This window comes from Nonomuraea sp. NPDC004354 (genome assembly GCF_053602555.1).
Window position 1 is genome coordinate 184,575 of record NZ_JBSGDV010000002.1, and the last position, 25,617, is coordinate 210,191.

Genomic DNA, 25,617 nt, shown 5'->3' on the forward strand with positions numbered 1-25,617 from the left:
GTCCATGGACCTGCTCACCGCCCTCAACGGCCAGCGCCGGCACGTGCTCGGCATCGTGGACGGCCTGACCGAGGAGCAGCTGCGCCGGCCGGTGCTGCCGTCCGGCTGGTCGTGCCTGGGGCTGGTCAACCATCTGGCGCTGGACGTCGAACGGTTCTGGTTCGGCGCGGTGGTCGGCGGCCGGCGGGCCGCGATCGACGAGCTGGCCGGGACGGCCGACGCCTGGCAGGTCGGGCCTGACGTACCCGCCCGTGACGTGCTCGACCGCTACCGCCAGGAGATCGACCTCGCGGACGCCGTCATCACCGCCACTCCCGAGGACGCCGCGACCGCCTGGTGGCCGCAGGACCTGTTCGGCGACTGGCGGCCGCGCACCCACCGTGACGTGCTCCTCCACGTGATCACCGAGACCGCCTGCCATGCGGGGCACCTGGACGCGGGCCGCGAGCTGATCGACGGCAGGCAGTGGCTCGTCCTGCCGTGACCGCCGTGGCGCCGAGTCCGCCTTTCACCGCGCGAGGGGCGCGGCGGGACAGGTAGACCCGTGTGACGGAGTTCCAGGAGAAGCGTGCCTTCAGGGAGCGGCCGGTGGCCGTGGTCAGCGGATGACGCGGCCGCGGTGGATGACGCGGGCGGGTGTGCGCAGGACGGCGAGATCGGTGCGCGGGTCCAGGTCGTAGGCGACCAGGTCGGCGGGGGCGTCGTGGTCGAGCACGGGAAAGCCGAGGAAGGCGCGCGCCGTCCAGGAGGCCGCGCCCAGAGCCGCGGCGGCGGGCATGGGGGCGGCCGCCAGGTGGCGCACCTCGCCGGCCACCCGGCCGTGGGGGAGTTCGGGCGTCCCGTAGCTGTCGGTCCCGGCCAGCACCGTCACGCCGGCCTCGTGCGCGGCCGACACCAGCGGCGCCAGGCGGGCGTGGGCCGCCCGGAACCACGAGCGGAACCGTTCGGAGCCGGAGGAGCGGGCGACCTGCTCGAAGGTCTCCCAGACGGTGAACGTGGGCACCAGGGCGGTCCCCTGGCGGGCCATCCGGTCCAGCAGGGCCGGGTCGAGGCCCAGACCGTGTTCGAGGCTGTCCACCGCGGCCGCGACGGCGGCCTCGGCGCCCGCCGCCGTCTGCGCGTGGACGGCGACCCGGCCGCCCATGGCGTGCACCCGCCGGGTCAGCTCGGTGAGCACGCCGACGGGAAGCGGCGGCGCGTCGAGCCCCTCCTCGCCGACCACCCAGTCCGCGTAGACCTTGCACCAGCCGCCGGACGCGCGGGCCTCCTCGACCGCCGCGTCCGCCAGTTCGGGCTCGCCGACGTGCCGCGCCCATCCGTCGTAGAACGTGCCTGGCACGCCCAGCCAGCGACCGGCCGAGACGACGCGCGGCTGGTCCGGTTCCGCGCCGAACCACGCGGGGAGCCGGTCGGCCGAGCCGGGCACGCGCAGGAGCGTCACGCCGGCCGCCAGGTGCTCGCGGCCGTGCCTGCGGAGCAGCGCCGGGTCGAGCGGGTCGCCCGGACGAAGGGCGCCTGGATGCGTGTGCGCGTCCACGAGCCCCGGCAGCAGCCAGCCGCCGTCCACGACCGTGGTCGCGTCCGGCAGCGGCTCGCGCGTCAGCCTGCCGTTCGCGATCCAGAACTCGGCCCACTCCTCGGACGGCAGCGCGACGCCGCGCACGCGCAGCCGCTCCTGACGGCGGCCCGGTCGTGTGTCGTTCGCCATGCTCGGCAACCCTCGTCCGGAACGTTCCCCGGCGATGGCGGGAAAACCGCGAGAACCGCGTGGGCCTGACCGGGGCCGCCGGAGGATAACCGGGCCAAGCCAACCCCTCAAGTCCCGAAATTTCGTGGCATGACGGTTGATGTCGTGTCTGACCTACTTGAGACGAGCTTCCTGCCACGTCTCCGAGGTGAACGACCGTATGCCCACATCCGACAAGCCCTCCACGGCCGGCGTCAGGCGCCGGCTCGCCGCCATGGCGGCGATCGCCACCGTGGTGGTCGCGGGCCCCGTGGCAGGCGCCGCCGCCGGCACCGCCGCTCCGTCCCGCGTTCCCGCCACGGCACCGAGCGAGCAGCGTCTCGCGTGGGCTCCGTGCGCGCACGCCAAGGGCTTCCAGTGCGCCACGCTGGAGGTCCCGCTCGACTACGCCGACCCGTCCGGGACGTCGATCAGCGTCGCCGTCATCCGGTCGAAGGCGACCGACCCGAGCCGGCGCCTGGGGTCCTTGGTGTTCAACTTCGGCGGCGGCGCCACCGGCGTCTCGATGCTCCCGGAGGACGCCCCGGCCTACGCCACCCTGCACACCCGCTACGACCTGGTCAGCTTCGACCCGCGAGGGCTGGGACAGAGCACGCCGGTGGACTGCAGCAGCTACCGGCCCGCCGGCGCGACCGCACCCGACCTCGCGACCGCCGCCGGCCGCAGGGCCATCAGGGCGGAGTTCGTCGCGTTCAACCGGGCCTGCGCGAAAGGTTCCGTGAACCTGCGGCACCTCGACACCGAGAACGTCGCCAGGGACATGGACACGCTGCGGGCCGCCCTCGGCGACGACAAGCTCAACTACTTCGGCACCTCGTACGGCACGATGCTCGGCGGGGTGTACGCGGGCCTGTTCCCCGGCAAGGTCGGGCGCTTCATGCTCGACTCGGCCATGGACGGCGACCTCTACGTCGACGGCAAGGAGTTCGTCAAGAGCCAGGTCGTGGCGTTCGAGCGGGTGCTGAACAGGTTCCTCGACGACTGCGTCAGGAGCAGCTCCTGCCCTCTGGGCGGCAGCCGGGAGAAGGCGTACGCGCGCGTGACGGAACTGGTCGCCGATCTGAACGCCGAACCCCTCGATGTCGCCAAGGGCAAGAAACTGACCGGGACGGACGCGATCACCGGCATCGGCGCCGCCCTCTACTCCCGTCACTCCTGGCCGGCGCTGCGCGAGGCCCTCACCCAGGCCTACGACGGCGACGGCGCCGCGCTGCTGGACATGGCGACGGCGTATTCCGGCGTCACCGGCGGATGGCACGTGACGTTCTGCGCGGACACGGCCTACCGCCCGGCCCTGGACGAGTTCGCGCGCGTCGTCCCGGAGTTCACCGAGGCCTCCCCGCTGTTCGGCCCCTGGACCGTCGCCGAACTCATGAGCTGCGCCGGGTGGCCCCGCGGTGACGGTTCGGCCGCTCGCGTGGACGCGACCGGTTCGGCGCCGATCCTGGTCGCCGGCGTGACCAACGACCCGGCGACGCCGTACGAGCAGTCGGTCTCCCTCGCCACCAAGCTGCGGACGGCCACGCTGATCACGCTGGACGGCGACGGCCACGGCGCCTACTTCACCGGCGACGCCTGCGTCAAGAACGCCATCGACGACTACCTGCTGTACGGCACGCTGCCCGCCGCAGGCACCACCTGCTGAAACGCTCCTGATGGCCCCGGGCGGGCGGCCGGGGCCATCAGGCTGACACACCGAAGGCGGCGAACCTGCGATCTCACCGCGAGCCGGGTTAGCCTCGTGCTGGGCATCCGGCGTCTCCCCCGGTCAGGTGGCCCTGGCAGCACACACCACCGTGATCGGAGGCAGGTCATGTCCCACCATCTCAGCGGCCCGAACCTGCGACCGCCGTCCGGTGACGCGCGCCTCGACCTCACCGACGTGTTCGCCTTCCGACCGCCGCGCGCTCCGGAGAGCACCGTGCTGGTCATGGACGTGAACTCGTTCTCGTTCGACCCGACCCACGGCCCGCACCTCCACCCTGACGCGGTCTACCGGCTCAACATCGACAACGACGGCGACGCCCGCGCGGACGTCGCCTTCAGCTTCGTCTTCTCCGCGCCCAGGGAAGGCCGCCAGACCGTCACCGTCTTCCACGGCACCGGCGAAGCCGCGAGGTCGTGGGAGGCGGCGGGTGACCAGGTGCTCACCGACGTCCCGGTGAGTTTCGGGCCCGAGCCGGAGATCGCGGAGACGGACTGGCTCCGGTTCTCCGCCGGGCTGCGCAGCGATCCGTTCTTCGCCGACCTGGAGGGCATCGGCAAGGGCTTCCAGTGGACCGGCGCCGACACCATGGCGGGCAGGAACGTCGTCGGCATCGTCCTGGAGGTGCCCGACCGGGTCCTGGGCGCCGAGCCGGGCATCGGCGTGTGGGGCCGGGTCTGCCTGCGCCGGGACGGCGAGCTGGTCTCGGTGGACCGCGGCGCGCACCCGTCGCTGACCGCCTACTTCAACGCCGAGGAGGCCAAGGAGGGCTACAACCGCGGCGAGCCCGCCGACGACGTGGCCACCTACCTGGACGCCTGGACCGCGGCGCTCCAGCACACCGGGGGCTACACCGCCGAGGCCGCACGCGACCGGCTGGCCACCGTCCTGCCGGACATCCTGCGTTTCGACAGGTCCGCGCCCGCCGCCTACCCCAACGGCCGCCGCCTCGACGACGACGTCACCGACGTCCGCATCGGGATGGTCACCGACGGCAGGGTCCCGGACGACGGGATCGGCCCGCATACCGACCTGCTGCCCGACTTCCCGTACCTGGGCACCCCGCATCCGCAGACGTGATGCCGCCCTATTTCTGGTCGACCCTGTGGAACGCCGCGCTGATCGTGGCGCTCTACTACCTGCTGCCGCTGGAGGAGGCCAGGTACGGCTGGGGGGCGTGGGCGCGGCTGGGCGTGTTCGTGGTCGGCGTGCTCCTGCTGGTCTGGGGTGTGGTGCTGGCGGCGCGGCGGCAGGCGGCGACGGACCGGGCATACCTTCCGGTGAGCGGCCTCATCCTGCTCACGCTCGGCGGCCTCGTGCTGTTCGCGCTGGCCGACTTCACCGTCGCGACCCGGTTGGACGGGCAGTTCGTCGGGCTGACGACCAAGACCGACGCCCTCTACTTCTCGATGACCACCTTCGCCACCGTCGGCTTCGGCGACATCCACGCCTCCGGCCAGCTCGGCAGGGGGCTCCTCCTGGTCCAGATGACGTTCAACCTGGTCGTCCTGGCGACGGCGGCGAGCCTGATGTCCCTGCGGATCAAGGAGCGGGTCGGGCAGCGGGAGCAGAGACCGCACGACTAGGTGTACTGACCGTCGCATCGATCCGGATCTGGCTTCGGGATCCTGTCGTGTGAGCTACTGGACGCGCCCTGGTCGACCGGCTGACGTGGCGCCGACGGCCGCCTCGGGTGCGGCGACCGTGAGAATCGGCTCCAATACGCCCGGAAAGCGAGCCTCCAGGTCGTCACGACGCAGCGTCATGTAGCGGGCCTTGCCCTCGGAGCGAGTCGAGGTGATGCCCGCCTCACGCAGAATGCGCCAGTGATTGGAGAGCGTGGAACGCGGGACGTTCAGGTGTTGCGGGCTGCAGGGCACCTCGCCGTCTGCGGCCATCAGGCGCACCAGGCCCAAGCGGACGGGATCGCCGAGCGCGTGTAGCACGGCGACCAGATCCATGTCTGCCGTCTTGGGCTCGGTCGGCGATCGCATCCCGCTCTCCTGATGTCGGTCTGAGTTGACATGTCCCGATCCGACCAGCATAGGATCATTTCCATATTTCGAGAAAATGGAAATGATCATGGAGTGTCGCATGGCCACCCGTACCACCTACGCCCGCATCTATGTCGACGACCTGGACACCGCTCTGCCCACCTTCGAAGCCCTCACCGCCGCCCGGCCGGGGCTGCGCTTCCCCTACGGGAACCTCGAGCTGGCGAGCATCGGCGACTACCTCCTGGTCTCAGGCACCCCAGAGGCGCTGGCGCCCTACCGCGACGTGCAGGCCACCGTCATCGTCGACAGCCTCGATGATGTCTTCGCCATCGTTGAGCGCGAGGGAGGCGACACCCTTGACGGCCCGAACGAAGTCCCCACTGGACGCAACCTGACGATCCGCCACCCCGGCGGCGCGATCATCGAATACGTCGAGTTCGACTCCGCCAAGGTCCAGGCTCAATCGGCGCAGTAGAAGTTCGGGACAGGCCCTAGCCCAGCCGTACGGTGACCGTGGCCGAGCCGCCGCCGGCACCGGCCAGCGGGCCCCACACGAGCGTCAGCGCCGCGCCCGTCGTGGCGGCCGACAGCAGCGGGTGCCCGCCGAGCACCCCGGCCACCGGCCGTTCCCACGTCACCGTGAGCTCGTCCAGAGCCTCCCGCGGGTCGGCCACGGTTAGCGTGGCCGTGCCGTCGTCCCTCTCCCTGACGAGGACGGCGCACGGCGCGGAGGCGGAAAGCGCTCCCGCGCCGCCCTCGGTCCAGAAGTTGACGGCGGTGACGCCGAGCGAGGGGACGGCCACGCCCTGCTGCGCCGAGGTGTTGGCCAGCACGCGCAGCCATCCCAGGTCGGCGGCGCGTGCCCGGGTCGCGGCCGCGCTCGCTCCCGGCATGAGCAGGTAGAGGTATCCGGCCGCGCGCGGGTCGACGCCGTGGTCGAGCCAGAGCGTCACGTAGCCGCGCGTCGCCGCGCCGCCCGAACGCCTCTCGCGCAGCGTGCGCAGCGGGGCGCAGGGCAGCACGTAGCCGCCGTGGCCCTCGAGGTGCGCCCAGCCCGCCACGCGGTCGACGGTCAGCGGCGCGTCGGTCCTGCGGTTGTCCACGACGGTCTCGACAGGGACGCCGTCGTCGCTCGTGATGCCGGCGCCCATGCAGACCACCGCGTCATCGAGGAAGACCCACGACTTGACGGCCTCCATCGTGCTCTCCAGGCCGTTGAGGTGCTGGCCGACCGTGGCGTACGTGCCGTCGGTGGCGCCGCCGACCCAGCGGCCCGGCGGGCAGGTGTCGCCCCATGCGCCGCCCGCGCCGTCGGGCAGCCGCCGGGTGGAGACCGTCGTGCCGGGCAGGCGGTAGGGGTCGACGGTCTGCCAGAAGGAGTCGGAGTACTGCTCGCCGTGGCCGTCGGCCCACCAGTAGAGCATGCCGGAGCCGGTGTGCCAGCCCCGCAGGTTCTCGCCGTTGCCGTGCTCGTAGTGGCCGATCCTGGCCGAGGCCATGCTGAGCCCCGCGCACCAGCCGGGCCTGCGGTGGACGGCTCGGGCGCTCTTCGGCAGCAGCCGGTGCCCGGCGGGTTCGGCGAGCGCGGGGATCGTGTCGTCGGCCATGAGTGCCGCCAGGCGGGCGTGGGCGGCCGGGTCGAGCGCGGGGCGGTGCGCGGCCCGCCGTACCCATCCCTTGACCATGCCCTGCCAGCGGATCCGCTCGGCGGCCGAGGCCGACTCGCCCAGCAGCAGGATCGCGGCGGCGATCTCGTGTCCTTTCCGGTGGTCGCCGTAGGGCCGCCTGCCGATTCCCCTGCCGCTGACCAGGTCCATGCAGAACCCGTCGTGGACGAACGGCGCGAACGACCGCTCGACCGCGTCGAAGACGTTCTGGTCGGTGAGCTGCCACGGCGTGCCGCGCAGCACCGCGAACAGCGTCGCCAGGCCGGACAGCAGCACCAGCCCGTACCCGCCCTGGTAGGGGATGGTGGCGTGCTGGATGAAGGAGCCGTCGGGGTAGATCCCGTCGCCCTCCCGCACGTACGGGAAGACGGGGGCGAGCGCCGAGACGGCCTGCGCGGCCCTGTCGCCGTCGGCGGCGAGCATGGCGCGCAGGAGCATGACCGTGCACTGGTCGACCCTGTTGGCGCCGGTGCTGGTGCCGCTGTAGTCCTCGAGCACGCATGCGGGCAGGAAGTGGTCCACGGCCTCGGCCAGCGCCCGGCTCCGCGGCTCGCCCAGGTGCGGGCCGATCAGCACGGCCGCGTCGAGGAGCCGCAGGGGGACGCCGATCTGCCAGTTCCACCAGTTGCCCGCGGGCTCGGCGCCTGCGGTGTACACCTGGCGCCGGTAGTGGTCGATGCCGGTCGCCACGGCCGCCGCCAGCGTGGGGTCGCCGGTCAGGCCGGTGCCCGTCACGGCGTACGCGCGGGCCATGGCCCGCAGCCGCGCGGGGGTCTCGTCGAACGAGGGGAAGGCCAGCCCCGGCCAGAGCGACCCGTCGTCCGGGCGCATGGTGTCCCGGTAGCCGGCCGCCGTCGCCCCGAGCACCGCCACCCTCCTCCGGTACGGCCCGGCCGCGACGGCGCCCTCCGGCTCCGCCGTGACCTCGCGCCAGCGCCGGCGCAGCGCAGGGAAGGGATCGCCGGCCCGGCCCGCCCGCGCCAAGGAATCGCCGGCCCGGCCCGCCGTCGCCGGAACGGGATGGCCGGTCCGAGCCGCCGACGCCGGAAAGGGGTCGCCGATCCGGCCCGCCGGCACCGCCCCGGCCGCGACCGCGACGGCGCCCAGATGGAGGAACGACCGCCGGGAGAAGCCGCGCACGCCTTGATTATGCGGACTCGGTCACCCGCGCGGCACGCGGTCGGCCAGCCGCCTGGCCAGACGCTGCGCCGGCAACTCGACCAGCCGGTGCGTCGCGTACGCGAGCGGCAGCAGCACGAGGACGTACGACCAGGCCGACGGCAGCAACCGCAGCAGCAGCGGGTGGAGCAGGTACGTCGAGTAGCTGATCACGCCGAGATGGGTCAGGAGGCGCGGATACCGCAGCCGCCGCAGCGCGAACGCCGCCGCGAAGCACGCCCCCGCCGCCACGATGGCGGGGGCCCAGCCGGGGTCGTCCTTGGCGAAGAGCGCGCATGCCAGCACGACCGCCAGCGCCGCCGCGGCCGTGCGCGGCCGGATCTGCCCGTGCTCGGCCCGGTGGACGGCCGTGCCCGCGAACATCACCGCCAGGATGACCAGCCCCTGCCACGCCCCGATCCTGCTGCCGAGCACCACCAGCGCCAGCCCGAGCGCGCCACCCGCCACGGCCGCCGCCGTACGCGCCGCTCCCCGCCCCCACACGGTCACGGCGACGGCCGCCAGCACGGGCATCCCGAGCAGCGCGACCCACCCGCCGATCACCGGCCCGGGCAGCAGCAGCCCCAGCGGTACGGCGAGCAGCGCCAGGACCGCGGCGGCCGGAGCGGACCGGTGGGCCTGGCCGATCCTGAACAGCGCGACGGTGATCAGGTAGAACGCCATCTCGTACGACAGCGTCCACATCACCCCGATGACGGCCGGCACGCCGAGCAGTTCCTGCAGCATCGACAGGTTCCCCAGCGCGACCAGGAACGGGGGCGTGGTGGCCAGGCCCGGGTGCGGCTCGTAGGCGCCGAAGGCGGCGAGCGTGAACGCCAGCGCGACGGCCACCAGCAGCAGTGGCAGCAGCCGCAGGCACCGGCCGGTCCAGAAGGCCCGCACGTCGCCGCGGCGTTCCAGAGAGGCGGGGATGATGTAGCCGCTGACCAGGAAGAAGACGAAGACGCCCCAGGTGCCGACGTCGATCCGGCGGTCCACCTCCGCCCACAGGCCGGGGAAGTAGGTCCAGCCCGCATGGTGCAGGACCACCGCGAGGGCCGCGGGCCCTCTGATGGCGTCGAGCCAGCCGAGGCGCGAGGGAGGGGGAGGGGACATTTGCCCGACTATAAGGGCCTATACCAGGTGCAAACTGGCCAGTTCGGTCCTGTTGGAGACGCCAAGCTTGGGGAAGGCCCGGTACAGGTGGTGACCCACGGTCTTGGGGCTGAGGAACAGCTGGGCGCCGATCTCCTTGTTCGTCGCGCCGGTGGCGGCCAGCCTGACGATCTGGAGCTCCTGCGGGGTGAGCTCGGGGAGCGCGCCAGGCGCCGGGGGCGCGGCGACCGTCTCGCCCGCCGCGCGCAGCTCGGCCCTGCAGTGGTCGGCCCACGGCACCGCCCCCACCTGCTCGAAGACCTCCAGGGCGGACCTGAGCTGGATCCTCGCCTCGCTCTTCCTGCGTGACCTGCGCAGCCACTCTCCGTAGAGCAGCCTGCTCCTGGCCTGCTGCAGCGGCAGGTCGGGGCAGGCGACGGCCTGCTCGTAGTGCGCGTGCTGCTCCTCGGGGTCGCCGGCGAGCAGGGCAAGGCAGCGGTGCCGTACGGCCAGCGCCCACGCCACACCCGAGGCCAGCGCCCAGCTCTCGAACCTGGCGAGCTCCCGCGCCGCCGGACGCCCGGCCCGCACGGCCGCCTCCACCTGGTCGGCGGCGAAGCACGCGCCGTACGGCCGGTGGGCGAGGTGGCCGAGACGCTCCAGCGCTGCCGCCCACCTGCCGGTGACCAGGTCGAGGACGGCGCGGGCGCGATCGGCCCAGTCCCCGCGCAGCCCGGGGTCCGGCTGCTCACCGCGCAGGGCCGCGGCGTGGGCGAGCAGCCCGCGGGCGACGGCGGCGTGCCGCCGCTGACCGGTGTCCTCCGCGATGCGCAGCGACTCGGCCGCGGTCGCCTCGGCCGTCCTGGCCAGGCCCAGCAGCGTCTCGGTCTCGGCGAGGACGGCGAGCACGCCGGGCAGCCAGCCGATCGCCCCGCGGGAGCGCATGTCGGCGGCCACCGCCTGAAGGTGGTCGCGGGCGGTGGCGTAGTCGCCCGACAGCAGGGCCAGGGAGGTGGGGGTGAGCGGGAGGCCGTCCCCGCGCTCGGGCGCCTGGTCGAGGTGCCGCCTGATCAGGTCGAGACCGGTTCCAGGGTCGCCGGCCAGCAGCTCGACGGCGCCGGTCATCAGGCTCGCGGGGCCGTCGTCCATGCGGTCCCTGACGGCGCGCAGGCCGTCGGCGTCGCCGACCGTCCAGGCCACCCGCGCCGCCTCGACCAGCAGGTCCTGGCCGGCGTCGAGGAGCAGCCGCGACGCGGTCTCCGGCGAGCCGTGCTCGAACTCGATGCGCGCGCGCAGCCGTACCAGTTCCCGCGAGGCCCCGCCGAGGCGAGCCGACTGGTCGAGGAGGACGCGGGCGCGCTCGCCCTGGCCCGCGTCGGCGGCCAGCGCGGCGGCCGCGGTGAGCCTGCGGGCCCGTTCGGCGGTGTCGGGGGTGAGCCTGGCGGCGCGCTCGAGGGCCGTGGCGGCCTCGCCGTACCCGGAGACCTCGCGGGCGGTGCCGGCCGCGGCTTCCAGGGCGGCCGCGGCCTCCTCGTCGGGGCCGGTGGCCGCGGCGGCCAGATGCCGGGCGCGGCGCTCCCCCGTGGTGGCGCCGGCCAGCGCGCGGTGGACGGCGACGCGCTCGGCGAAGGAGGCGCTCTGGTAGGCGGCGGCGCGCACGAGCGGGTGGCGGAAGGCGGCGTCGGCGACGAGGCCCGCCCGCTCGGCGGGGGCCAGCGCGCCGATGCCGAGTCCCGTCGCCTGGAGCGCCGCCGCGAGTTCGCCCTCGGCGGCCAGCGCGAGCAGCAGGGTGCGGGTGTCGGACGGCAGGGCCGACACCCGCGCCTGGTAGGCCTCCTGCAACCGGTACGGGAGCGGGAGCGGCCCGGCGGCCAGGGAGTCGACGTTCATGCCGGGCAGCTCGATGAGCGCGAGCGGGTTGCCGCCCGACTCGGCGACGACCCGGTCGCGTACGGCGGGCGGCAGCCCGGGAGCGCGCTCGGCCAGCAAGCGCAGGGCGGCGGCCCGGTCCAGGCCCGCCAGGCGCAGCTCCGCCAACCCCGCCGTCGTGAACAGGTCGCGGTCCATGGTCCTGGTCGCGAAGACCAGCACGACGCCCTCGGCCTCCAACCGCCTGGCGGCGAACAGCAGCGCGTCCAGCGAAGCGTGGTCGATCCAGTGCGCGTCGTCCAGCAGGCACAGCAGCGGCCCCTGGTCGGCCAGCAGCGTCAGCGTGGCCAGCCCGGTCAGGAACCGGTCCTGTCCGCCGGTCGTGGCGGCCAGCCCGAGCACGCCGCGCAGCGCGTCGGCCTGCGGCTGCGGGAGCGCGTCGAGGCCGCGCAGGAGCGGGCGCAGGATGAGGTGGAGCGCGGCGTAGGGCAGCTCCGCCTCCGTCTCGGCCCCCGCGACGCGCAGGACGGGGATCCCGGCGTCCACGGCGGCGGCGTCGAGCAGGGCCGTCTTGCCCGTTCCCGGCTCGGCGCGGACCACGAGTGCGGCGCTGCGCCCCTCCTGCGCCCCGGCGACGAGCCCGCGCAGACGTTCCAGCTCTTCCTGACGGCCATGCAGCATGCCACGCAAGATAGCGGGCGGCATGTCCGATATGCCGGTCCGCATCCTTGGGCATCTGCCCGATACCGCCGGATCGCCCGGCTTTCTAGGTTGTGGAGCCATGAACACCGCCATCAGCATCCGTGAGCTCCACAAGAGCTTCGGCAGGGCCCACGCGCTCGACGGGCTCGACCTCGAGGTGCGCACCGGCGAGGTGCACGGCTTCCTCGGCCCGAACGGCGCGGGCAAGTCCACCACGATCCGCATCCTGCTCGGCCTCATGCGGGCCGACTCCGGCACCGCCGTCCTGCTCGGCGGCGACCCGTGGAAGGACGCCACCGAGCTGCACCGGCGGCTGGCCTACGTGCCCGGCGACGTGAACCTGTGGCCCTCGCTGACCGGCGGCGAGGTGATCGACCTGCTCGGCAGGCTGCGCGGCGGCCTCGACCCGGCCCGGCGCGCGGAGCTGATGGACCGCTTCGAACTCGACCCCCGCAAGAAGGCCAAGACGTACTCCAAGGGCAACCGGCAGAAGGTCGCGCTGGTCGCGGCGTTCGCCTCGGACGCCGACCTGCTCATCCTCGACGAGCCGACCTCGGGGCTCGACCCGCTCATGGAGGCCGTCTTCCAGCAGTGCGTGCTGGAGGAGAAGCGGCGGGGCCGGACCGTGCTGCTGTCGAGCCACATCCTGTCCGAGGTCGAGGCGCTGTGCGACCGGGTGAGCATCATCCGCGCGGGACGCACGGTCGAGTCGGGCACCCTGCCCGAGCTGCGACACCTGACCATGACCAAGATCACCGCCACGCTCTCGGGCGCGCTGCCCGACCTGCCGTGGGCGCACGGGACGGCCGTCGAGAACGGGAAGGTCACCTTCCAGGTGGACGACCAGGACCTCGACAAGGTCATGCGCCGCCTGGCCGAGGCCGGGATCACCAGCCTCGTCAGCACGCCGCCGTCCCTGGAGGACCTGTTCATGCGCCACTACGCGGACCGGAGCGCGCGATGACCACCCTGATCAGGCTGATCCTGCGCCGCGAGCGGCTGATCGCCCCGGTGTGGATGCTGCTCCTGGCCGTGCTCGCGGCGGGCCAGGCCAACCGGTACGCCACGGCCATCCCCTCGATCGGCGACTTCGCCAGGGAGATGGCGGCCAACAAGGCGCTGACCGCCTTCGCCGGCGAGGTCTACTCCCCGACCGTGGCGGGGATGGCGGTGTGGAAGAACGCCGACGCGATCTACACCGTCATCGCCCTGATCGCGATCCTCATGGTGGTCAGGCACACCCGCGCCGAAGAGGAGTCGGGCCGCGCCGAGCTGGTGGGCGCCGGAGTCGTCGGCAGGCTCGCGCCGCTGACGGCCGCGCTGACGGTCACCGCCGCCGCCGTGGCGCTCGCGGGCCTGCTGGCCGGGCTCTCGATGGCCGCGATGGGCTTCGACCTCGCCGGATCGCTGGCCTTCGGCGCCGCGATCACCACCATGGGCCTGGTCTTCACCGGCGTCGGCGCGCTGGCCGCCCAGCTCACCGTCGGCGCCCGCACCGCCGTCGGCCTGGCCGCCTTGGCGCTCGGCGTCAGCTACCTGCTGCGCTTCGTCGCCGACGGCAGCGGCCTGACGGCGCTCAAATGGCTCTCGCCGCAGGGATGGAGTCACCTGGTCAAGCCGTACGGGGACGACAACTGGGCCGCCCTGCTCCCCGGACTGGCGCTCACCGCCGTGACCGTCGCCGCCGCCTACCGGCTGGCCGGGCGCCGCGACGTGGGCCACGGCGTCATCCCCGAGCGGCCCGGCCCCGCGGGGTCCACCACGCTGCGCGGCCCGCTGGCGCTGGCATGGCGGCTGCAGCGGGGCCTGCTGGCCGGATGGACCGTCGGGTACGCGATCGCCGGCCTCGCGCTGGGCGCGCTGGCCCTGTCGATCCCCGAGGTGTCGCGTCAGGGCGCCGCCGTCCAGGAGTTCCTCGCCCGCTACACCGCGGGTGACGGGGTCAGCATGACCGACGCCTACCTGTGGCTGATCGCGCTCAGCCTCGGCTACGTCGCCGCCCTCCACCCACTGCTCGCCCTGCTGCGGCTGCGCGGCGAGGAGGCGGCGGGACGCGCCGAACTGCTGCTGGCCACCCCCGTCGGGCGGCTCCGCTGGGCGGGCAGCCACCTGGTCTTCGCCCTCGGCGGCAGCGTCGTGATCCTCACGGCGGCCGGACTCGGGATCGGCCTGGCGACCGGCGACCCGCTGGGCGTCCTGCCCGGCACGCTGGTGCAGGTACCGGCCGTGTGGGTGCCGGCAGGCGTGGGCGTACTCGCCTTCGGGCTGCTGCCCAGGGCGGCGGCCGGCATCAGCTGGGCGACCTTCCTGTTCGTCAACCTCTTCGGCGAGGTGCTCGGCCCGATCATGGGGATCGACTACTGGATCGCCAAGTACGTCGTGCCGTTCCCCAACCTGCCGATGGTGCTGTCCGGCGAGGAGTTCACGCCCGGCCCGGTGGCGGTGATGCTGGCGCTCACCCTGGCGCTCGTCGCAGGCGGCCTGGCCGCGCTCAGACGCAGAGCGCTCCTCTGAGGCACAGCGTCGCGCTCCACTGAAGCGCAGGACGCTCCCGGGGCGCTCCTCTGAAGCGCCAGGACGCTCCCGGGGCGCTCCGGAGCGGCGCGGCCTCCACGCCACGCGACGCCGGCGCCATCCGGCCACGGATCCGCCCGGCCGCTGCGCGCCCGATGGGGCCGCCCGGCCACTGCGCCTCGCGACACCCCTGGCCCCGCCGTCCCCACGGCGGGGCCGGTCGCATGCCCGCCGGGATTCCACAACCGGCCCGCCGGGCGGATGGACGGATCGGATGGGTCGCCGGGCGAACCGGCCGCGTGGCCAGGCGGACCCGGCGGATCGACCTGGCCAGGCGGATCGGACAGGCGCCGAGCAGGTCAGACGGACCGGACGGGTCGGCGGGCGGACCGGACGGGTCGTTGAGCGGGGCGGGCGGGTTGCGGAGGGCGCGGGCCGGGTCAGCGGTGCGGGCGGTGGAGGGGAGGCGGGGCCGTCCTGGTCACGTCGCTTCCAGGTAGGGGTCGGTGACGCCCTCGACGCTGGCGAGCCTGGCGGCGTCGCAGCCGGTCAGCTTGGCGCCCGCCTGGTAGGCGCTGCCGAGGAACCCCAGGACCGTGGCGACCGGGTCGTCGCCGCGCCTGGCGTCGTCGTACTTGAGCACGGCCAGATGGCTGCCCCTCGAGGGGATCCACGCCGCCTGGTCGGGCCACAGCGGCTGCTCGGACAGGCCCTGCGGCTCCGGAGCGGTGTAGGAGTAGAACGCGGGCCACGGCCGTTCCTCGTCGCCGAACCAGAAGCCCGCGCTGATGACCTCCCAGCTGTACGCCTCCCTGGTGACGGGGTCGGCCTCGGGCGCGGCCCCTACGGCCCTGCCGGTGAAGCGTGTGACGGCGATGTCGAAGGTGTGCCAGAAGTGGTGGACCGGGCTCGTCTTGCCGCAGAAGTCGGCGGCGAAGCGCTCCAGCACCTGCGCGACCTGGCCCAGGACGATCCAGTACCGGTTGACGAGTGCGGGGTCGTAGGCGGCGTGCCTGGTGTCCAGGGCGAAGGGGGTGCTGTCCGCCATGTCGTACGGCACCGCCTGGATCTCCACGTCGATCCCCAACTCGTCGAGGATCTCGAAGAGCCGGGCGTAGAAACCGGCGACCGACTGGCCGATCAGCGAGAACTGGGCGCTGCGCCCGTCGGCCTTGTCGACGATCAGGCGGTGCCCGACCAGGTCGAAGTCGATGGAGAACGGGTCGGGCAGCCCCATCGGCCTGGTGGTGAGGCCTCGTCCGGTCAGGTGGAAGGGCACGTTCCACCAGTGGTTGCGGCGCGGGCTCGCGGCCAGCCGTATCTTTCCGACGATCTGCGCGAACCTGTGGAAGGTGTCCTTGGTTTCGAGCCACTCCTCGTACGGCATGGCAGGAAAGAGCTCCATTGGCTCGTGCCCCCCTGAAAACGCGACGCCAGATGTATGTGCCCGGAGAGTAAACCGACACAACGCCCAGTGAGGCGAATTTCCGGTCAGTCCTCGTTCAGCACCTCTCCTGGTCGGTCAAACCTCTCCTCACAAATTACGACATTCACTACTTTCACCACACAGGAGGGAACAAAGAGGGCGGAGGGATCATCATGGTCAAGAGAATCGGCAGCGACATCGCACTGCTGGCCGCACGTGTGATGGTCGGCATCATCTTCATCGCTCACGGCCTGCAGAAGTGGCATGCGGGAATGGACGCCACCACGGCCGCCTTCGCCCACCTCGGCGTGCCGAGCCCCCAGCTGGCCGCCTATTTCGCCACCGCTGCCGAGATCATCGGCGGCGCGATGCTCATCACCGGGTTCGGGGTGCGGATCGCGGCGTTCACCCTGCTGGTGGACATGGCCGGAGCCGGGATCTTCGTCGAGTCGCGCGGCGGCATCTTCACCAGCACGCCGGGCTGGGAACTCGTCGTGGCACTGGCGGCCGTCTGCCTGGCACTGCTGGCCTTCGGCGGCGGCCGTCTCGGCGCCGACGGCCTGCTCGCCCGCTGGACCGCCACGCGCGACGAGCGCATCGACAGCGAGGACGCGCCCCCGAGACCACCGGTGCCGACGGGCGCGGTCATCATCTCGCGCGCCTCCGACGATCCCTCCGACGCCCGCCCCTTCACCGAGGACCGGCCGACCACGCGCCACTCGCCGTACACGCCGTACTCTCCGTACTCCGCCGCCCGCTCGGCACGCGCGGACGGCCCCGACCCCGCCCATGCGATACCCGCGGGACCCGTCACCCCGGAGACCGGCGCCACGAAGACCGCTGTCCCGGAGACCGGCGCCGCGAAGAGCGGTGGCGCGGGGACCGGCGCCATGAAGAGCGGTGGCGCGGAAACCGGTGCCGCGAGCGAGGCGGCGGGCAGCCACGCGGTGCCACCGCAGGCCGGCGCGTCCCAGGCCCCGGCGGAGGCCGGGGAGGTGGAGCAGTTGCGTTCCGAGGTCGGCCGGCTCCAGCAGGAACTGGCCGCGACCAAGCGCAGGCCAGGCTCCGGCAAGCAACCCTGAGCCCGCCCCGCCGGACTCCGTGGCACCCCTGACGCCCCGCCGGGCTCAGGGCAGCCCCGAGCCCGCCCCCGCAGGCTCACGGCGTGCGGCCCCGAGCTCGCCACCGCAGGCCCTTGCGTGCGGCCCCGAGCCGGCCAGCGCCGGGCTCCGGCCAAGCCGTCCTGAACCCGCCCGCGCCGGGCACCGGCTCCAACCGGTGCCCGGCGCGTGCCGGCGCGTGCCGGGGGGTGCCGAGGGGCGCCTGGGGAAGGTCAGGCCGACCAGTGCGGGTCGCGGCCGAGGTAGCGCAGCAGGGCGGCCACGTCGTCGTCGCCGTCCTCGGGCGAGAGGGCGGCGGCGTAGAAGCCGTACTGCCTGGGCGGCTCGACGTGCTGCTGGGCGATCGGCAGCAGCTCGCGCGCCATGGCCGGGGTGAGCGGCGAGGGCTGTCCCGTCGCCGTCGCGATGTCCCAGGCGTGCACGGCGGCGTCGAGCGCGCACGCCCCGATGCCGAGCGTGTAGGTCATGGTGTTCGGCGGCACGGGGACCGGCACCTCCTGGGCGTCGGGTGACACCGTCGCCCAGGCGTCGGCCGAGGCCTTCATGGCCTGCTCGGCCACCTCTTCGGGGGAGCCGGCGAGCCTGCCGGAGGGGGCGAAGGGGTTCTCCTCGGGCAGCGGACCGCCGGTGATGAACGCCGCGTAGCCGAGCTGGTCGCCGGCGGCGTGCTGGAGCACCTGGGTGACGTTCCACTCGGCGCAGGGGGTGGGCAGCTCCCAGCCGTCGGCGGGGACGTTACGGATGACGGTGCGGAGGGCTTCGTGCGCCTCGGTGAGGATCATGTCTCCAACTATAGCAGAACGGAATAGTCCATTCCAATACAAGGTGAGCCCCGATTCGCTACTGTGACGCCGTGGGACTGGATGTCTGCGTGGTGGTCCGTTACCGCAAAGCGGTGACGTACGGCATGCACGCCCTGCTCGGCGCGCTGCAGGCGGCGCAGGTCGACTGCGAGGTGCGCTACGGCACCACGCCGGAGGAGACAGCCGCGCTGATCTCGGCCTCCGCGGCCGACCGGGTGCTGGTGCTGTGGTCGTTCTACTCCCCCGGCGCCGAGGCGATGGCCGCTGAGCTGGCGGCCGTCCGCGCGGCCGGCGGCGGCGACGCCCTGCACATCGCCGGCGGGGTCCACGCCACCGCCGAGCCGCAGCACGTCCTCGACTCCGGCTGGGACCTGGCCGCGATCGGCGAGGGCGAGTCCACGATTGTCTCCCTCGTCACGGCGCTGCGCGAAGGCACACCGCTGACCCAGGTGCCCGGCCTGGCCCTCAAGGACGACGACGGCGTCGCGCTGCGCACCAGGCCCGCGCCCCAGCTGCCCCTCGACGCCTTCCCCTCCTTCCCCGCCGAGCGCGGCCGGTTCGGCCCCATCGAGATCACCAGGGGTTGCCGCTACACCTGTCGGTTCTGCCAGACGCCGTTCATGTTCGGCGGGCAGTTCCGCCACCGGTCGGTGGGCAGCGTGCGCGCCCACGTCAGGGAGATGGTCGCCCACGGCCTGCGCGACGTCCGGTTCATCACCCCCACCTCCCTGTCGTACGGCTCGCCGGGCCCCGACCCCGACCTCGACGCGGTGGAGGAGCTGCTGGCCGGGGTGAAGGAGGAACTCCCTCCCCATGGCAGGGTGTTCTTCGGCAGCTTCCCCTCTGAGGTGCGCCCCGAGCACGTGACACCGGAGGCGATGCGCCTGCTCAAGCGGTACGTCGCCAACGACAACATCATCATCGGCGCGCAGTCCGGCTCCGACCGCGTCCTGGCCGCCTCCGGGCGCGGCCACGGCGCCGGCCCGGTGCGCGACGCCGTCAGGATCGCCGTCGAGCACGGCTTCCGGCCGAACGTCGACTTCATCTTCGGCATGCCCGGCGAGGACGGCACCGACCAGGCGGCCTCGCTGACGCTCGCGGCGGAGCTGGCGTCCCTGGGCGCGCGCATCCACACCCACACGTTCATGCCGCTGCCGGGCACCCCGTGGCGCGACGCCGAGCCCGCCTTCATCCCGCTCGAGACGATGCGCGAGCTGGACCGGCTGGCCCAGCGCGGCGACGCCTACGGCCACTGGCGCAAGCAGGCCGAGCACTCGGCGCGGCTGGCTGAAACCGCCAAGGCCTACCCGCGCAGGACCCGCAGGCGCCGGGCCTGACCCGCTCTCCGGGCCCGCGACCCCGCGCTGACCGGCCGCGGCGAAGGGATCGCCGCCATCGCCACCGCGCTCGTCGTCGCGGACGTCGCCCGAAAGATGTCGGCGGCCGCCCGGGGGAATCCCGACCGCGGGCGCCCCGACCTCAGGTGTGGATGAGCTTGCGGAAGTCGCCGGCCACGGCGAGGTAGTCGGCGGGGTTCTCGGTCGAGTAGTGCAGGTCGATCAGCGGTTCGGCGCCCAGGGTGATGACCGCCTCCGTGAGGTAGCCGGCGATCTGCTCGAGGGTGCCGCGACTTGGGACCTGCTCGTCCGGCACCGGTTCCGGTGTGATCCTGGGATTGACGCGCACGATCAGCCGCAGCTTCGCCGGATCGCGGCCGATGGACTCCGCGTGCCGCTGGATGCCGCGCCAGGCACGTGTCAGCATCGGCAGGGGCAGCGCGGCGGCCAGCCAGCCGTCCCCCCTTCGCCCGATCCGCTCCAGCGCCGCCGGCGAGAACCCGCCGAGCAGCGTCGCGGGCCGCTGGACCGGCTTGGAGCCGATCACCGACTCGGGGATGGTCCAGAGCCTTCCTTCGTGGCGGATGACGTCGGACTCGCCCCACACCAGGTCGAGGATGTCGAGCGTCTCCTCCAGGCGCTCCCCTCGCCCGTGCCAGGGGATTCCGGTGGCCGCGTACTCGTCCGCCGACCAGCCGATTCCGAGCCCCACGTCCAGCCGTCCTTCGCTGAGCAGGCCGATCGTGGTCAGCGATCTGGCCAGGACGACGGGCGGCGTCCAGAAGGCGTTGAGGGTGCTGGTGCCCAGCCGTACCCGGGACGTGGCCGTGGCCACGGCGGTCAGGACCGTCAGCGGATCGAGGCACCTGCGGTGCTGCGGGGGGATGGTGCCGTCGCCGCCCGGATAGGGCGTCGTGGGCCGGGTGGGGTTCAGCAGCCGGTCACCCACCCACAAGCTGTCGTAGCCCATCTCCTCGGCGGCCTTCGCCACCTCGATCGACAGCCGTGGATCGGCGAGGACACCGAGTTGGGGTACGGCGAGGCCCAGCATTGCGTGATTCCCTTCACCAGCGCGTCATGGAAGGTCACATCATCTGGGGTGGCGATAAACGCCACGTTATCAACAGGTCATTCCATGAGCTGGTAGGGCAGAAGGACGGCGGCCGCCTCCGTGCGGCAGCGCCGCGCCTGCCGGGTGTCTCCGAGTTCCTCCCATGCCTGGCCCAGCCTTGCCAGGAGCCTCCCGGCCAGCAGGGGGTCGTGCATCGCCTCGGCCATAGGGACCGCCTCCTCGCCGACGGCCACGGCGTCCTGCGGCCGTCCGGCGGCCAGGTGGACGAGCATCAGGCGGTTGGCGGGCCAGGCGACTCTCAGCGGCAGGCCGCCCCTGCGGTAGGTCTCGGCGCTTGCCAGCAGATGCTCGGCGGCCTGGTCCAGCTCGCCCGCGCACAAGCACACGACTCCCTGCGCCATCTGGTTGACCCCGATACTGTGCGGGTCGCCCGCCAGCCTGCCGAGCTCCAGACCCCGCTCGGCGTGGTGCCGGGCGTCCGGGATCGAGCCGTCGTCGGCCAGCGCCATGGCGAGCATGGCGTGGATCATCGCGCTCAGCTTGGGATGGGCGTGGGCGTCGACCGGCGCGAGAGCCTCGGACAGCAGGTTGACCGCCTCGTCCGTCGCCGCCATGCGCTGCGCGCCCAAGCCCATCGCGAGCATGACGGAGGGCAGGAAGATGGCGTCGTCGACGTCGGCGAACCCGGTCACGTGGGCGAGCAGGGGCACCTCGCGCATGAGACCTTCGCGGCCGGAGCCCGCGATCGTGGCGGCCACGTTGGCCTGCTCGGCCCGCATCCAGGCGCGGGCGGCCGGTACCCCGGAGAAGCTCAGCTCGGGACGGCCGGTCCCGGCCGGGTGCACGAAGCCCGGCAGCGCGACGCGGCACACGCCACGGATGCCGGACAGGTAGTGCTCGAAGAGCCGCCGCGTCGCGGCCGTACGCTCCTCGTCGCCGACCAGGCCCCTGCCGTACAGCCGCAGCAGGTCGTGATAGCGGTAGCGGCCCGGGGCGGTGGACTCCAGGAGGCTCGCGTCGACCAGGGCCTCGCACAGGTCGTCGGCCTCGAAGGGGCCGACGCCGAGCATCGCGGCCACCGCCTCGACCGGCAGGTCCGGTCCCTCGGCCAGCGCCAGCAGCCGGAACGCCCTGGCCTGCTCCGGGGGCAGCTGCTCGTAGCCGAGCGCGAAGCAGGACGCCACCGTCTCCTGCCCGGCCTTGAGCTCGTTGATGCGGCGCTGGGCGTCGGCCAGCCGTACCGCCAGGGCCTCCAGCCGCAGGCCGGGCCGCGCGGCCAGTCTGGAGGCCACGATCCGCACCGCCAGCGGCAGCCGCCCGCACGCCTCGACCAGCTCGGCGGCGGCCCGCGGCTCGGCCGTCACCCGGGCCTGCCCGGCGACGCCTCCGAGCAGCTCCAGCCCCTCGTCGGCGGACAGCAGCCCGAGGGCCGTCAGCTGGGCACCGGGAATGCCGACCTGCCGGACGCGGCTGGTGACGATCACGGCGCAGGTCGCCGAGCCCGGCAGCAGCGGCTCGACCTGGCCGGAGCCGGCGACGTCGTCGAGCACGACCAGCACCCGCCGACCGGCGAGCGTGGACCGCAACAGCGCCGCCCGCTCCGGCAGGGTGGGCGGAATCCGGCGGTCGGCGCAGCCCAGCGCCCTCAGGAAGCCGGCCAGTACGTCCTCGGGAGCCTGGTTTCCGCTGCGGAGGTTGGCGTACAGCTGACCGTCGGGATAGCTCTCCCGTACGGCATGCGCCACGTGCAGCGCCAGCGTGCTCTTCCCGATCCCGCCCGGGCCTGACACCCCCACGACGGGCATCGTGCTCGTACCCGCCGACTTCAGCCGTTCGACCAGGTCCCGCACGACGTCACGCCTGCCGGTGAAGTCGTGCACGCCCGCCGGCAGCTGTGCCGGCGCCGGCCGGACCCCGCCGGCTCTCACGGCGACGACCGGCTGGTCGGTGGCGATGATCTGCTGGTAGACGGCCGCCAGCTCGGCCGACGGGTCCACGCCGAACTCCTCGGCCAGGAGCAGGCGGGTGTCGGTGTAGACGCCGATGGCCTCGGCCTGCCGTCCGGCGCGTTTGAGGGCCAGCATGAGCTGGCCGGACAGCCGCTCGCGGGTCGGGTGCTCGGCGTGCAGCGCGGTCAGCTCGCCGATCACCTCGGCGTGCCGCCCCAGCGCCAGGTCGGCGTCGATCCTGGACTCCAGGGCGACCAGGCGTGTCTCGGCCAGCCGGGCGCGCCGCGCCTGCGCCCAGGCGCCGGGCAGCCCGGCCAGCGGCTCGCCCCGCCAGCACTCCAGCGCCTGGTTCAGCAGCGTATACGCCTGGTCCGCCGGGGCCTGCGCGGCCTTGCTCAGCAACCGGTGGAAGTCCGCCACGTCGGTGGCGGCGGCGCACCTGTATCCGCCTGCCACCGACTGGATCACCTCGGCGCCCACCGCCGCCCGCAGCCGCGACAGGTACTGCCGTACGACGTTCGCGGCGGTCCTGGGCGGCGCGTCGGCCCACAGGATGTCGATCAGCTGGTCCTGGCCGACCACGCGGCCCTCGGCCAGGAGCAGGGCGGCGAGGGTCAGCCGCTGCTGAGGGGAGCCCAGGTCGAGTTCCTGCTCGCCCCGCAGGCAACGTACCGGTCCCAGCAGCTCGAAACGCATTGGGGGATGATGCCACGCCCCGGCCCTCGCCGCCCTTCGAACCTCGTGCCTGACCCGCCCCCGCGGCACGCGGCCCCGCGCCTGCTCGTAGGCTCGGGCGGGTGCGCGAGACAGACAAGCGGATCCGCCAGACGGACACCCTGTACGGCAGAGCCGCCGAGCAGGCCGCCATCACCGCTCTGCTGGACGCGGCGGGCAAGGGCCAGGGCCAGGCGCTCGTCGTCCGCGGCGACGCCGGCATCGGCAAGTCGGCCCTGGTCGAGCACGCGGAACGCCAGGCGGGCCCGCTGAGGGTCCTCAAGGCCACCGGCACCGAGAGCGAGAGCGGGCTCGCCTTCGCCGCGCTCCACCAGCTCCTCCACCCCGTCACGGGCGATCTGGACGCCCTGCCCGGGCCGCAGCGCGACGCGGTGGCCGGGGCGCTCGGCCTGGCCGCCGCCCGCAGCGACGACCGGTTCCTCGTGGCGGCGGGCGTCGTGTCGCTGCTGATCGAGGCGGCGGTGCCCGACGGCCTGCTGGTCGTGGTCGACGACTTCCAGTGGATCGACCAGGCCTCGGCGGCGGCGCTGCTGTTCGCCGCCAGGCGGCTGGGCAGCGAGCGCATCGCGATGCTGCTGGCCGTACGAGGGGAGACGCGCACTCCTGGCGTGCCCGAGCTGCCGCTGGGCGGGCTCGACCAGGACAGCGCCGGCACGCTTCTCGCCGCGCGGGCCCGGCCGGCGAGGGAGGTGGTGGCGCGCCTGGTCGAGCTGACCGGCGGCAACCCGCTGGCCCTGCGCGAGACGGTCGAGCTGCTGACGCCCGCGCAGCTGGCCGGCACCGCCCCGCTGCCCGAGCCGCTGCCGGTGGGCGCGGGCATCTTCGGGGAGCAGGTGCGGCGGCTGCCCGAGGACACCAGGCGGCTGCTCCTGTTCGCGGCGCTGGAAGGCAGGGGCGATCTTCAGGTGGTGCTGAAGGCCGCGGGCAGCGGGGAGCCGGCGCTGCGGGCCGCCGAGACCGCGGGGCTCGTCAGCGTCGACACGGCCATCAGGTTCAGGCATCCGCTGGTCAGGTCGGCCGTCCACGCCGACGCCGATGCCGCGCTCCGGCGCGAGGTCCACCGGGCGCTTGCCGTACAGGTGGGTGATCCTGACCGGCGGGCCTGGCACCGGGCGGCGGCGACGGTCGGCCAGGACGAGGCGGTCGCCGCTGAGCTGGCCGCCGCGGCCGAGCGGGCGAGGGCGCGCGGCGGCTACGCCGACGCCGCCACGACGCTCGTGCGGGCCGCGGAGCTGACCCCCGATCCAGAGCGGCGCGCGGTACGGCTGGCCGCCGCGGCCACCTCGGCCTGGCTCGGCGGCCGGCCAGGGCAGGCGGAAAGCTGCCTGGCCGAGGCCCGATCACTCGCCGACCGGCCAGAGTTCGCCCAGCTCAGAGGCCGGTTCGAGCTCAACTCCGGCAACGCGGCCGAGGCGCTTCGCATCCTGTCCGGCGGCGAGACCCTGGAGATGCTCGCCGACGCCTCCGAGGCCGCCTCCTACGTGGGCGACGTCGAGGCGATCGTCGCGCTCGGCCGCCGGGCCGAGTCCTTCCCCGAGGGTTTCGTGCGCGACGCGGTGGCCGGGATCGGCGCGACGCTCGCCGGCGACCGGGCCGCCGGGACGCTGATGCTGCGCAGGGCGCTGAGCCGAAGCGATGAGCTCGACGAGGCCGCCCAGCTGCTGTGGGCCGCCGCCGCGGCCAGCTACCTGGGCGAGGCCGACGTCTCGACCGAGCTGGCCACCAGGGCCGGGCGCACCGCACGCGTGTCGGGCATGGTGGGTCAGCTGCCCGTGGTGCTGGAGTTCGTGGCGACGGCCGAGCGCATCGAGGGCCGGTTCGCGCTGAGCGCGGCGATCGCCGAGGAGGGCCTGGAGCTGGCCCGCGAGGCGGGATACACCAACTCGGTCGCCGCCCACCTGGCCAACCTCGCGGCGGTCGCCGCCGTCCAGGGGCGGGAGGACGACTGCGCCCGCCTGGCCCACGAGGCGCTGGCGATCGCGATCCCGCATCGCCTGGGCATGCGGGCCAGCATCGCCCGCTACGCGCTCGGCCTGCTCGACCTGGGCCTGGGACGCCACGCGGCGGCCCACGACCGGTTCACCGGGCTGGTCGCGACCGGGCATCCCACGGCGGTGTGGCGTTCGACGCCCGACAGGGTCGAGGCCGCGGTCGGCTGCGGCGAGCTGGAGGCGGCCCGCGCGGCCTTGAGCGCCTACGAGCGCTGGGCGGCCGAGGCGCGCACGCCCTTGGCCAGGGCGCTGCTGGCCAGGTGCAGGGCGCTGCTCGGCGACGACGCCGCCTTCGACGAGGCCATGGGCCTGCACACCGAGGGCTTCGAGCGGGCCAGGACCGCCCTGCTGTACGGCGAGCGGCTGCGCAGGCTGCAGCGCCCCGGAGAGGCGCGGGCCCACCTGCGCTACGCGATGGAGACGTTCGAGCGGGCCGGAGCCGACCCGTGGACGCGCAGGGCGGGCGACGAGCTGCGCGCGGCGGGCGAGACCCGGGCCAGATCCGAGCCCGCGGCGCTCGCCGCGCTGACCCCGCAGGAGCTGCGCATCGCCAAGCTGGTGGCGGCGGGCGCCTCCAGCAAGGAGGTCGCCGCGCAGCTGTTCCTCAGCCCGCGCACCGTGGAGTACCACCTCTACAAGATCTATCCGAAGCTCGGTGTCAGCTCACGTACCGAACTGGCACTAGTAGTCCTACGGATGGCAGGCGAGTCGCCGGACGAGAAGCTTTAG

General features: G+C 73.7%; 19 protein-coding genes. 10 read left to right on the plus strand and 9 right to left on the minus strand.

The annotated features are described in order from the left end of the window. The first annotated feature begins 4 nt into the window (after window positions 1-4). Window positions 5-484, plus strand: coding sequence for a DinB family protein (locus ACWENQ_RS06535; RefSeq protein WP_449915756.1), 480 nt, complete (start codon window positions 5-7; stop codon window positions 482-484). A gap of 114 nt (window positions 485-598) precedes the next feature. On the opposite strand, the gene ACWENQ_RS06540 is transcribed toward ACWENQ_RS06535, so the two are convergent. Beyond that, complete coding sequence (locus tag ACWENQ_RS06540; RefSeq protein ID WP_452413087.1) at window positions 599-1,708, minus strand: amidohydrolase family protein; 1,110 nt, start codon at window positions 1,706-1,708, stop codon at window positions 599-601. Between the two features lie 199 nt (window positions 1,709-1,907). Here ACWENQ_RS06540 and ACWENQ_RS06545 point away from each other — a divergent pair, with 199 nt between their 5' ends. The 3 genes from ACWENQ_RS06545 to ACWENQ_RS06555 all read left to right on the plus strand — a co-directional run bounded on the left by ACWENQ_RS06545 (window position 1,908) and on the right by ACWENQ_RS06555 (window position 5,038). Further along, a complete protein-coding gene (locus ACWENQ_RS06545; protein WP_452413088.1) occupies window positions 1,908-3,392 on the plus strand; it encodes an alpha/beta hydrolase in 1,485 nt (494 codons plus the stop codon). Between the two features lie 168 nt (window positions 3,393-3,560). Next, on the plus strand, window positions 3,561-4,532 hold the full coding sequence (locus tag ACWENQ_RS06550; RefSeq protein WP_452413089.1) for a DUF4331 family protein: 972 nt from the start codon (window positions 3,561-3,563) through the stop codon (window positions 4,530-4,532). Beyond that, a complete protein-coding gene (locus ACWENQ_RS06555) occupies window positions 4,532-5,038 on the plus strand; it encodes a potassium channel family protein (RefSeq protein ID WP_452413090.1) in 507 nt (168 codons plus the stop codon). The genes ACWENQ_RS06550 and ACWENQ_RS06555 overlap by 1 nt, the downstream gene beginning before the upstream one ends. Before the next feature lie 54 nt (window positions 5,039-5,092). Here ACWENQ_RS06555 and ACWENQ_RS06560 read toward each other — a convergent pair whose 3' ends face one another. Then, window positions 5,093-5,536 carry an ArsR/SmtB family transcription factor gene (locus ACWENQ_RS06560; protein ID WP_449915763.1) on the minus strand — a complete coding sequence of 148 codons (444 nt, stop codon included), beginning with the start codon at window positions 5,534-5,536 and terminating at the stop codon, window positions 5,093-5,095. A gap of 10 nt (window positions 5,537-5,546) precedes the next feature. Here ACWENQ_RS06560 and ACWENQ_RS06565 point away from each other — a divergent pair, with 10 nt between their 5' ends. Next, window positions 5,547-5,924, plus strand: coding sequence for a VOC family protein (locus ACWENQ_RS06565; RefSeq protein WP_449915766.1), 378 nt, complete (start codon window positions 5,547-5,549; stop codon window positions 5,922-5,924). Window positions 5,925-5,940: 16 nt separating this feature from the next. On the opposite strand, the gene ACWENQ_RS06570 is transcribed toward ACWENQ_RS06565, so the two are convergent. From ACWENQ_RS06570 to ACWENQ_RS06580, 3 genes are read right to left on the minus strand one after another with little or no spacing between them, the layout of a single operon-like run. Beyond that, window positions 5,941-8,256, minus strand: a complete 2,316-nt coding sequence (locus ACWENQ_RS06570; RefSeq protein WP_452413091.1) for a polysaccharide lyase 8 family protein — start codon at window positions 8,254-8,256, stop codon at window positions 5,941-5,943. Between the two features lie 21 nt (window positions 8,257-8,277). Then, window positions 8,278-9,390 (minus strand): acyltransferase family protein, encoded by a 1,113-nt coding sequence (locus ACWENQ_RS06575; protein ID WP_452413092.1) that lies wholly within the window; start codon window positions 9,388-9,390, stop codon window positions 8,278-8,280. Window positions 9,391-9,408: 18 nt separating this feature from the next. Then, window positions 9,409-11,919 carry an AAA family ATPase gene (locus ACWENQ_RS06580; RefSeq protein WP_452413093.1) on the minus strand — a complete coding sequence of 837 codons (2,511 nt, stop codon included), beginning with the start codon at window positions 11,917-11,919 and terminating at the stop codon, window positions 9,409-9,411. A 100-nt stretch (window positions 11,920-12,019) separates the two neighbouring features. Here ACWENQ_RS06580 and ACWENQ_RS06585 point away from each other — a divergent pair, with 100 nt between their 5' ends. Together ACWENQ_RS06585 and ACWENQ_RS06590 are read left to right on the plus strand one after the other, a co-directional pair. After that, entirely contained in the window at window positions 12,020-12,904 is an 885-nt protein-coding gene (locus ACWENQ_RS06585) for an ATP-binding cassette domain-containing protein (RefSeq protein WP_449915775.1), read from the plus strand. Next, entirely contained in the window at window positions 12,901-14,454 is a 1,554-nt protein-coding gene (locus ACWENQ_RS06590; protein ID WP_452413094.1) for an ABC transporter permease, read from the plus strand. Before ACWENQ_RS06585 ends, ACWENQ_RS06590 begins: the two co-directional genes overlap by 4 nt. A gap of 481 nt (window positions 14,455-14,935) precedes the next feature. Here ACWENQ_RS06590 and ACWENQ_RS06595 read toward each other — a convergent pair whose 3' ends face one another. Further along, window positions 14,936-15,859: a DUF5996 family protein gene (locus ACWENQ_RS06595; RefSeq protein ID WP_449915779.1), complete on the minus strand. Its 924-nt coding sequence runs from the start codon at window positions 15,857-15,859 to the stop codon at window positions 14,936-14,938. Between the two features lie 194 nt (window positions 15,860-16,053). On the opposite strand from ACWENQ_RS06595, the gene ACWENQ_RS06600 reads away from it, so the two are divergent. Further along, entirely contained in the window at window positions 16,054-16,962 is a 909-nt protein-coding gene (locus ACWENQ_RS06600) for a DoxX family membrane protein (protein WP_452413095.1), read from the plus strand. Window positions 16,963-17,213: 251 nt separating this feature from the next. On the opposite strand, the gene ACWENQ_RS06605 is transcribed toward ACWENQ_RS06600, so the two are convergent. After that, entirely contained in the window at window positions 17,214-17,783 is a 570-nt protein-coding gene (locus ACWENQ_RS06605; protein WP_449915783.1) for a TIGR03086 family metal-binding protein, read from the minus strand. Between the two features lie 71 nt (window positions 17,784-17,854). On the opposite strand from ACWENQ_RS06605, the gene ACWENQ_RS06610 reads away from it, so the two are divergent. Then, complete coding sequence (locus tag ACWENQ_RS06610; RefSeq protein ID WP_452413096.1) at window positions 17,855-19,141, plus strand: TIGR04013 family B12-binding domain/radical SAM domain-containing protein; 1,287 nt, start codon at window positions 17,855-17,857, stop codon at window positions 19,139-19,141. A 142-nt stretch (window positions 19,142-19,283) separates the two neighbouring features. Here ACWENQ_RS06610 and ACWENQ_RS06615 read toward each other — a convergent pair whose 3' ends face one another. Next, on the minus strand, window positions 19,284-20,192 hold the full coding sequence (locus tag ACWENQ_RS06615; RefSeq protein ID WP_452413097.1) for a TIGR03619 family F420-dependent LLM class oxidoreductase: 909 nt from the start codon (window positions 20,190-20,192) through the stop codon (window positions 19,284-19,286). A 77-nt stretch (window positions 20,193-20,269) separates the two neighbouring features. After that, the gene (locus tag ACWENQ_RS06620) at window positions 20,270-22,858 is read right to left on the minus strand and encodes an AfsR/SARP family transcriptional regulator (RefSeq protein ID WP_452413098.1); all 2,589 of its coding nucleotides are present in this window, start codon (window positions 22,856-22,858) and stop codon (window positions 20,270-20,272) included. A 101-nt stretch (window positions 22,859-22,959) separates the two neighbouring features. Between ACWENQ_RS06620 and ACWENQ_RS06625 the strand changes: the two genes are divergently transcribed. After that, entirely contained in the window at window positions 22,960-25,617 is a 2,658-nt protein-coding gene (locus ACWENQ_RS06625) for an AAA family ATPase (protein ID WP_452413099.1), read from the plus strand.

Coding starts and splice junctions, on each gene's coding strand:
- ACWENQ_RS06535 (WP_449915756.1), top strand. CDS start 5: ATGGACCTGCTCACCGCCCTCAACGGCCAGCGCCGGCACGTGCTCGGC.
- ACWENQ_RS06540 (WP_452413087.1), bottom strand. CDS start 1,708: ATGGCGAACGACACACGACCGGGCCGCCGTCAGGAGCGGCTGCGCGTG.
- ACWENQ_RS06545 (WP_452413088.1), top strand. CDS start 1,908: ATGCCCACATCCGACAAGCCCTCCACGGCCGGCGTCAGGCGCCGGCTC.
- ACWENQ_RS06550 (WP_452413089.1), top strand. CDS start 3,561: ATGTCCCACCATCTCAGCGGCCCGAACCTGCGACCGCCGTCCGGTGAC.
- ACWENQ_RS06555 (WP_452413090.1), top strand. CDS start 4,532: ATGCCGCCCTATTTCTGGTCGACCCTGTGGAACGCCGCGCTGATCGTG.
- ACWENQ_RS06560 (WP_449915763.1), bottom strand. CDS start 5,536: ATGATCATTTCCATTTTCTCGAAATATGGAAATGATCCTATGCTGGTC.
- ACWENQ_RS06565 (WP_449915766.1), top strand. CDS start 5,547: ATGGCCACCCGTACCACCTACGCCCGCATCTATGTCGACGACCTGGAC.
- ACWENQ_RS06575 (WP_452413092.1), bottom strand. CDS start 9,390: ATGTCCCCTCCCCCTCCCTCGCGCCTCGGCTGGCTCGACGCCATCAGA.
- ACWENQ_RS06580 (WP_452413093.1), bottom strand. CDS start 11,919: ATGCTGCATGGCCGTCAGGAAGAGCTGGAACGTCTGCGCGGGCTCGTC.
- ACWENQ_RS06585 (WP_449915775.1), top strand. CDS start 12,020: ATGAACACCGCCATCAGCATCCGTGAGCTCCACAAGAGCTTCGGCAGG.
- ACWENQ_RS06590 (WP_452413094.1), top strand. CDS start 12,901: ATGACCACCCTGATCAGGCTGATCCTGCGCCGCGAGCGGCTGATCGCC.
- ACWENQ_RS06595 (WP_449915779.1), bottom strand. CDS start 15,859: ATGGAGCTCTTTCCTGCCATGCCGTACGAGGAGTGGCTCGAAACCAAG.
- ACWENQ_RS06600 (WP_452413095.1), top strand. CDS start 16,054: ATGGTCAAGAGAATCGGCAGCGACATCGCACTGCTGGCCGCACGTGTG.
- ACWENQ_RS06605 (WP_449915783.1), bottom strand. CDS start 17,783: ATGATCCTCACCGAGGCGCACGAAGCCCTCCGCACCGTCATCCGTAAC.
- ACWENQ_RS06615 (WP_452413097.1), bottom strand. CDS start 20,192: ATGCTGGGCCTCGCCGTACCCCAACTCGGTGTCCTCGCCGATCCACGG.
- ACWENQ_RS06620 (WP_452413098.1), bottom strand. CDS start 22,858: ATGCGTTTCGAGCTGCTGGGACCGGTACGTTGCCTGCGGGGCGAGCAG.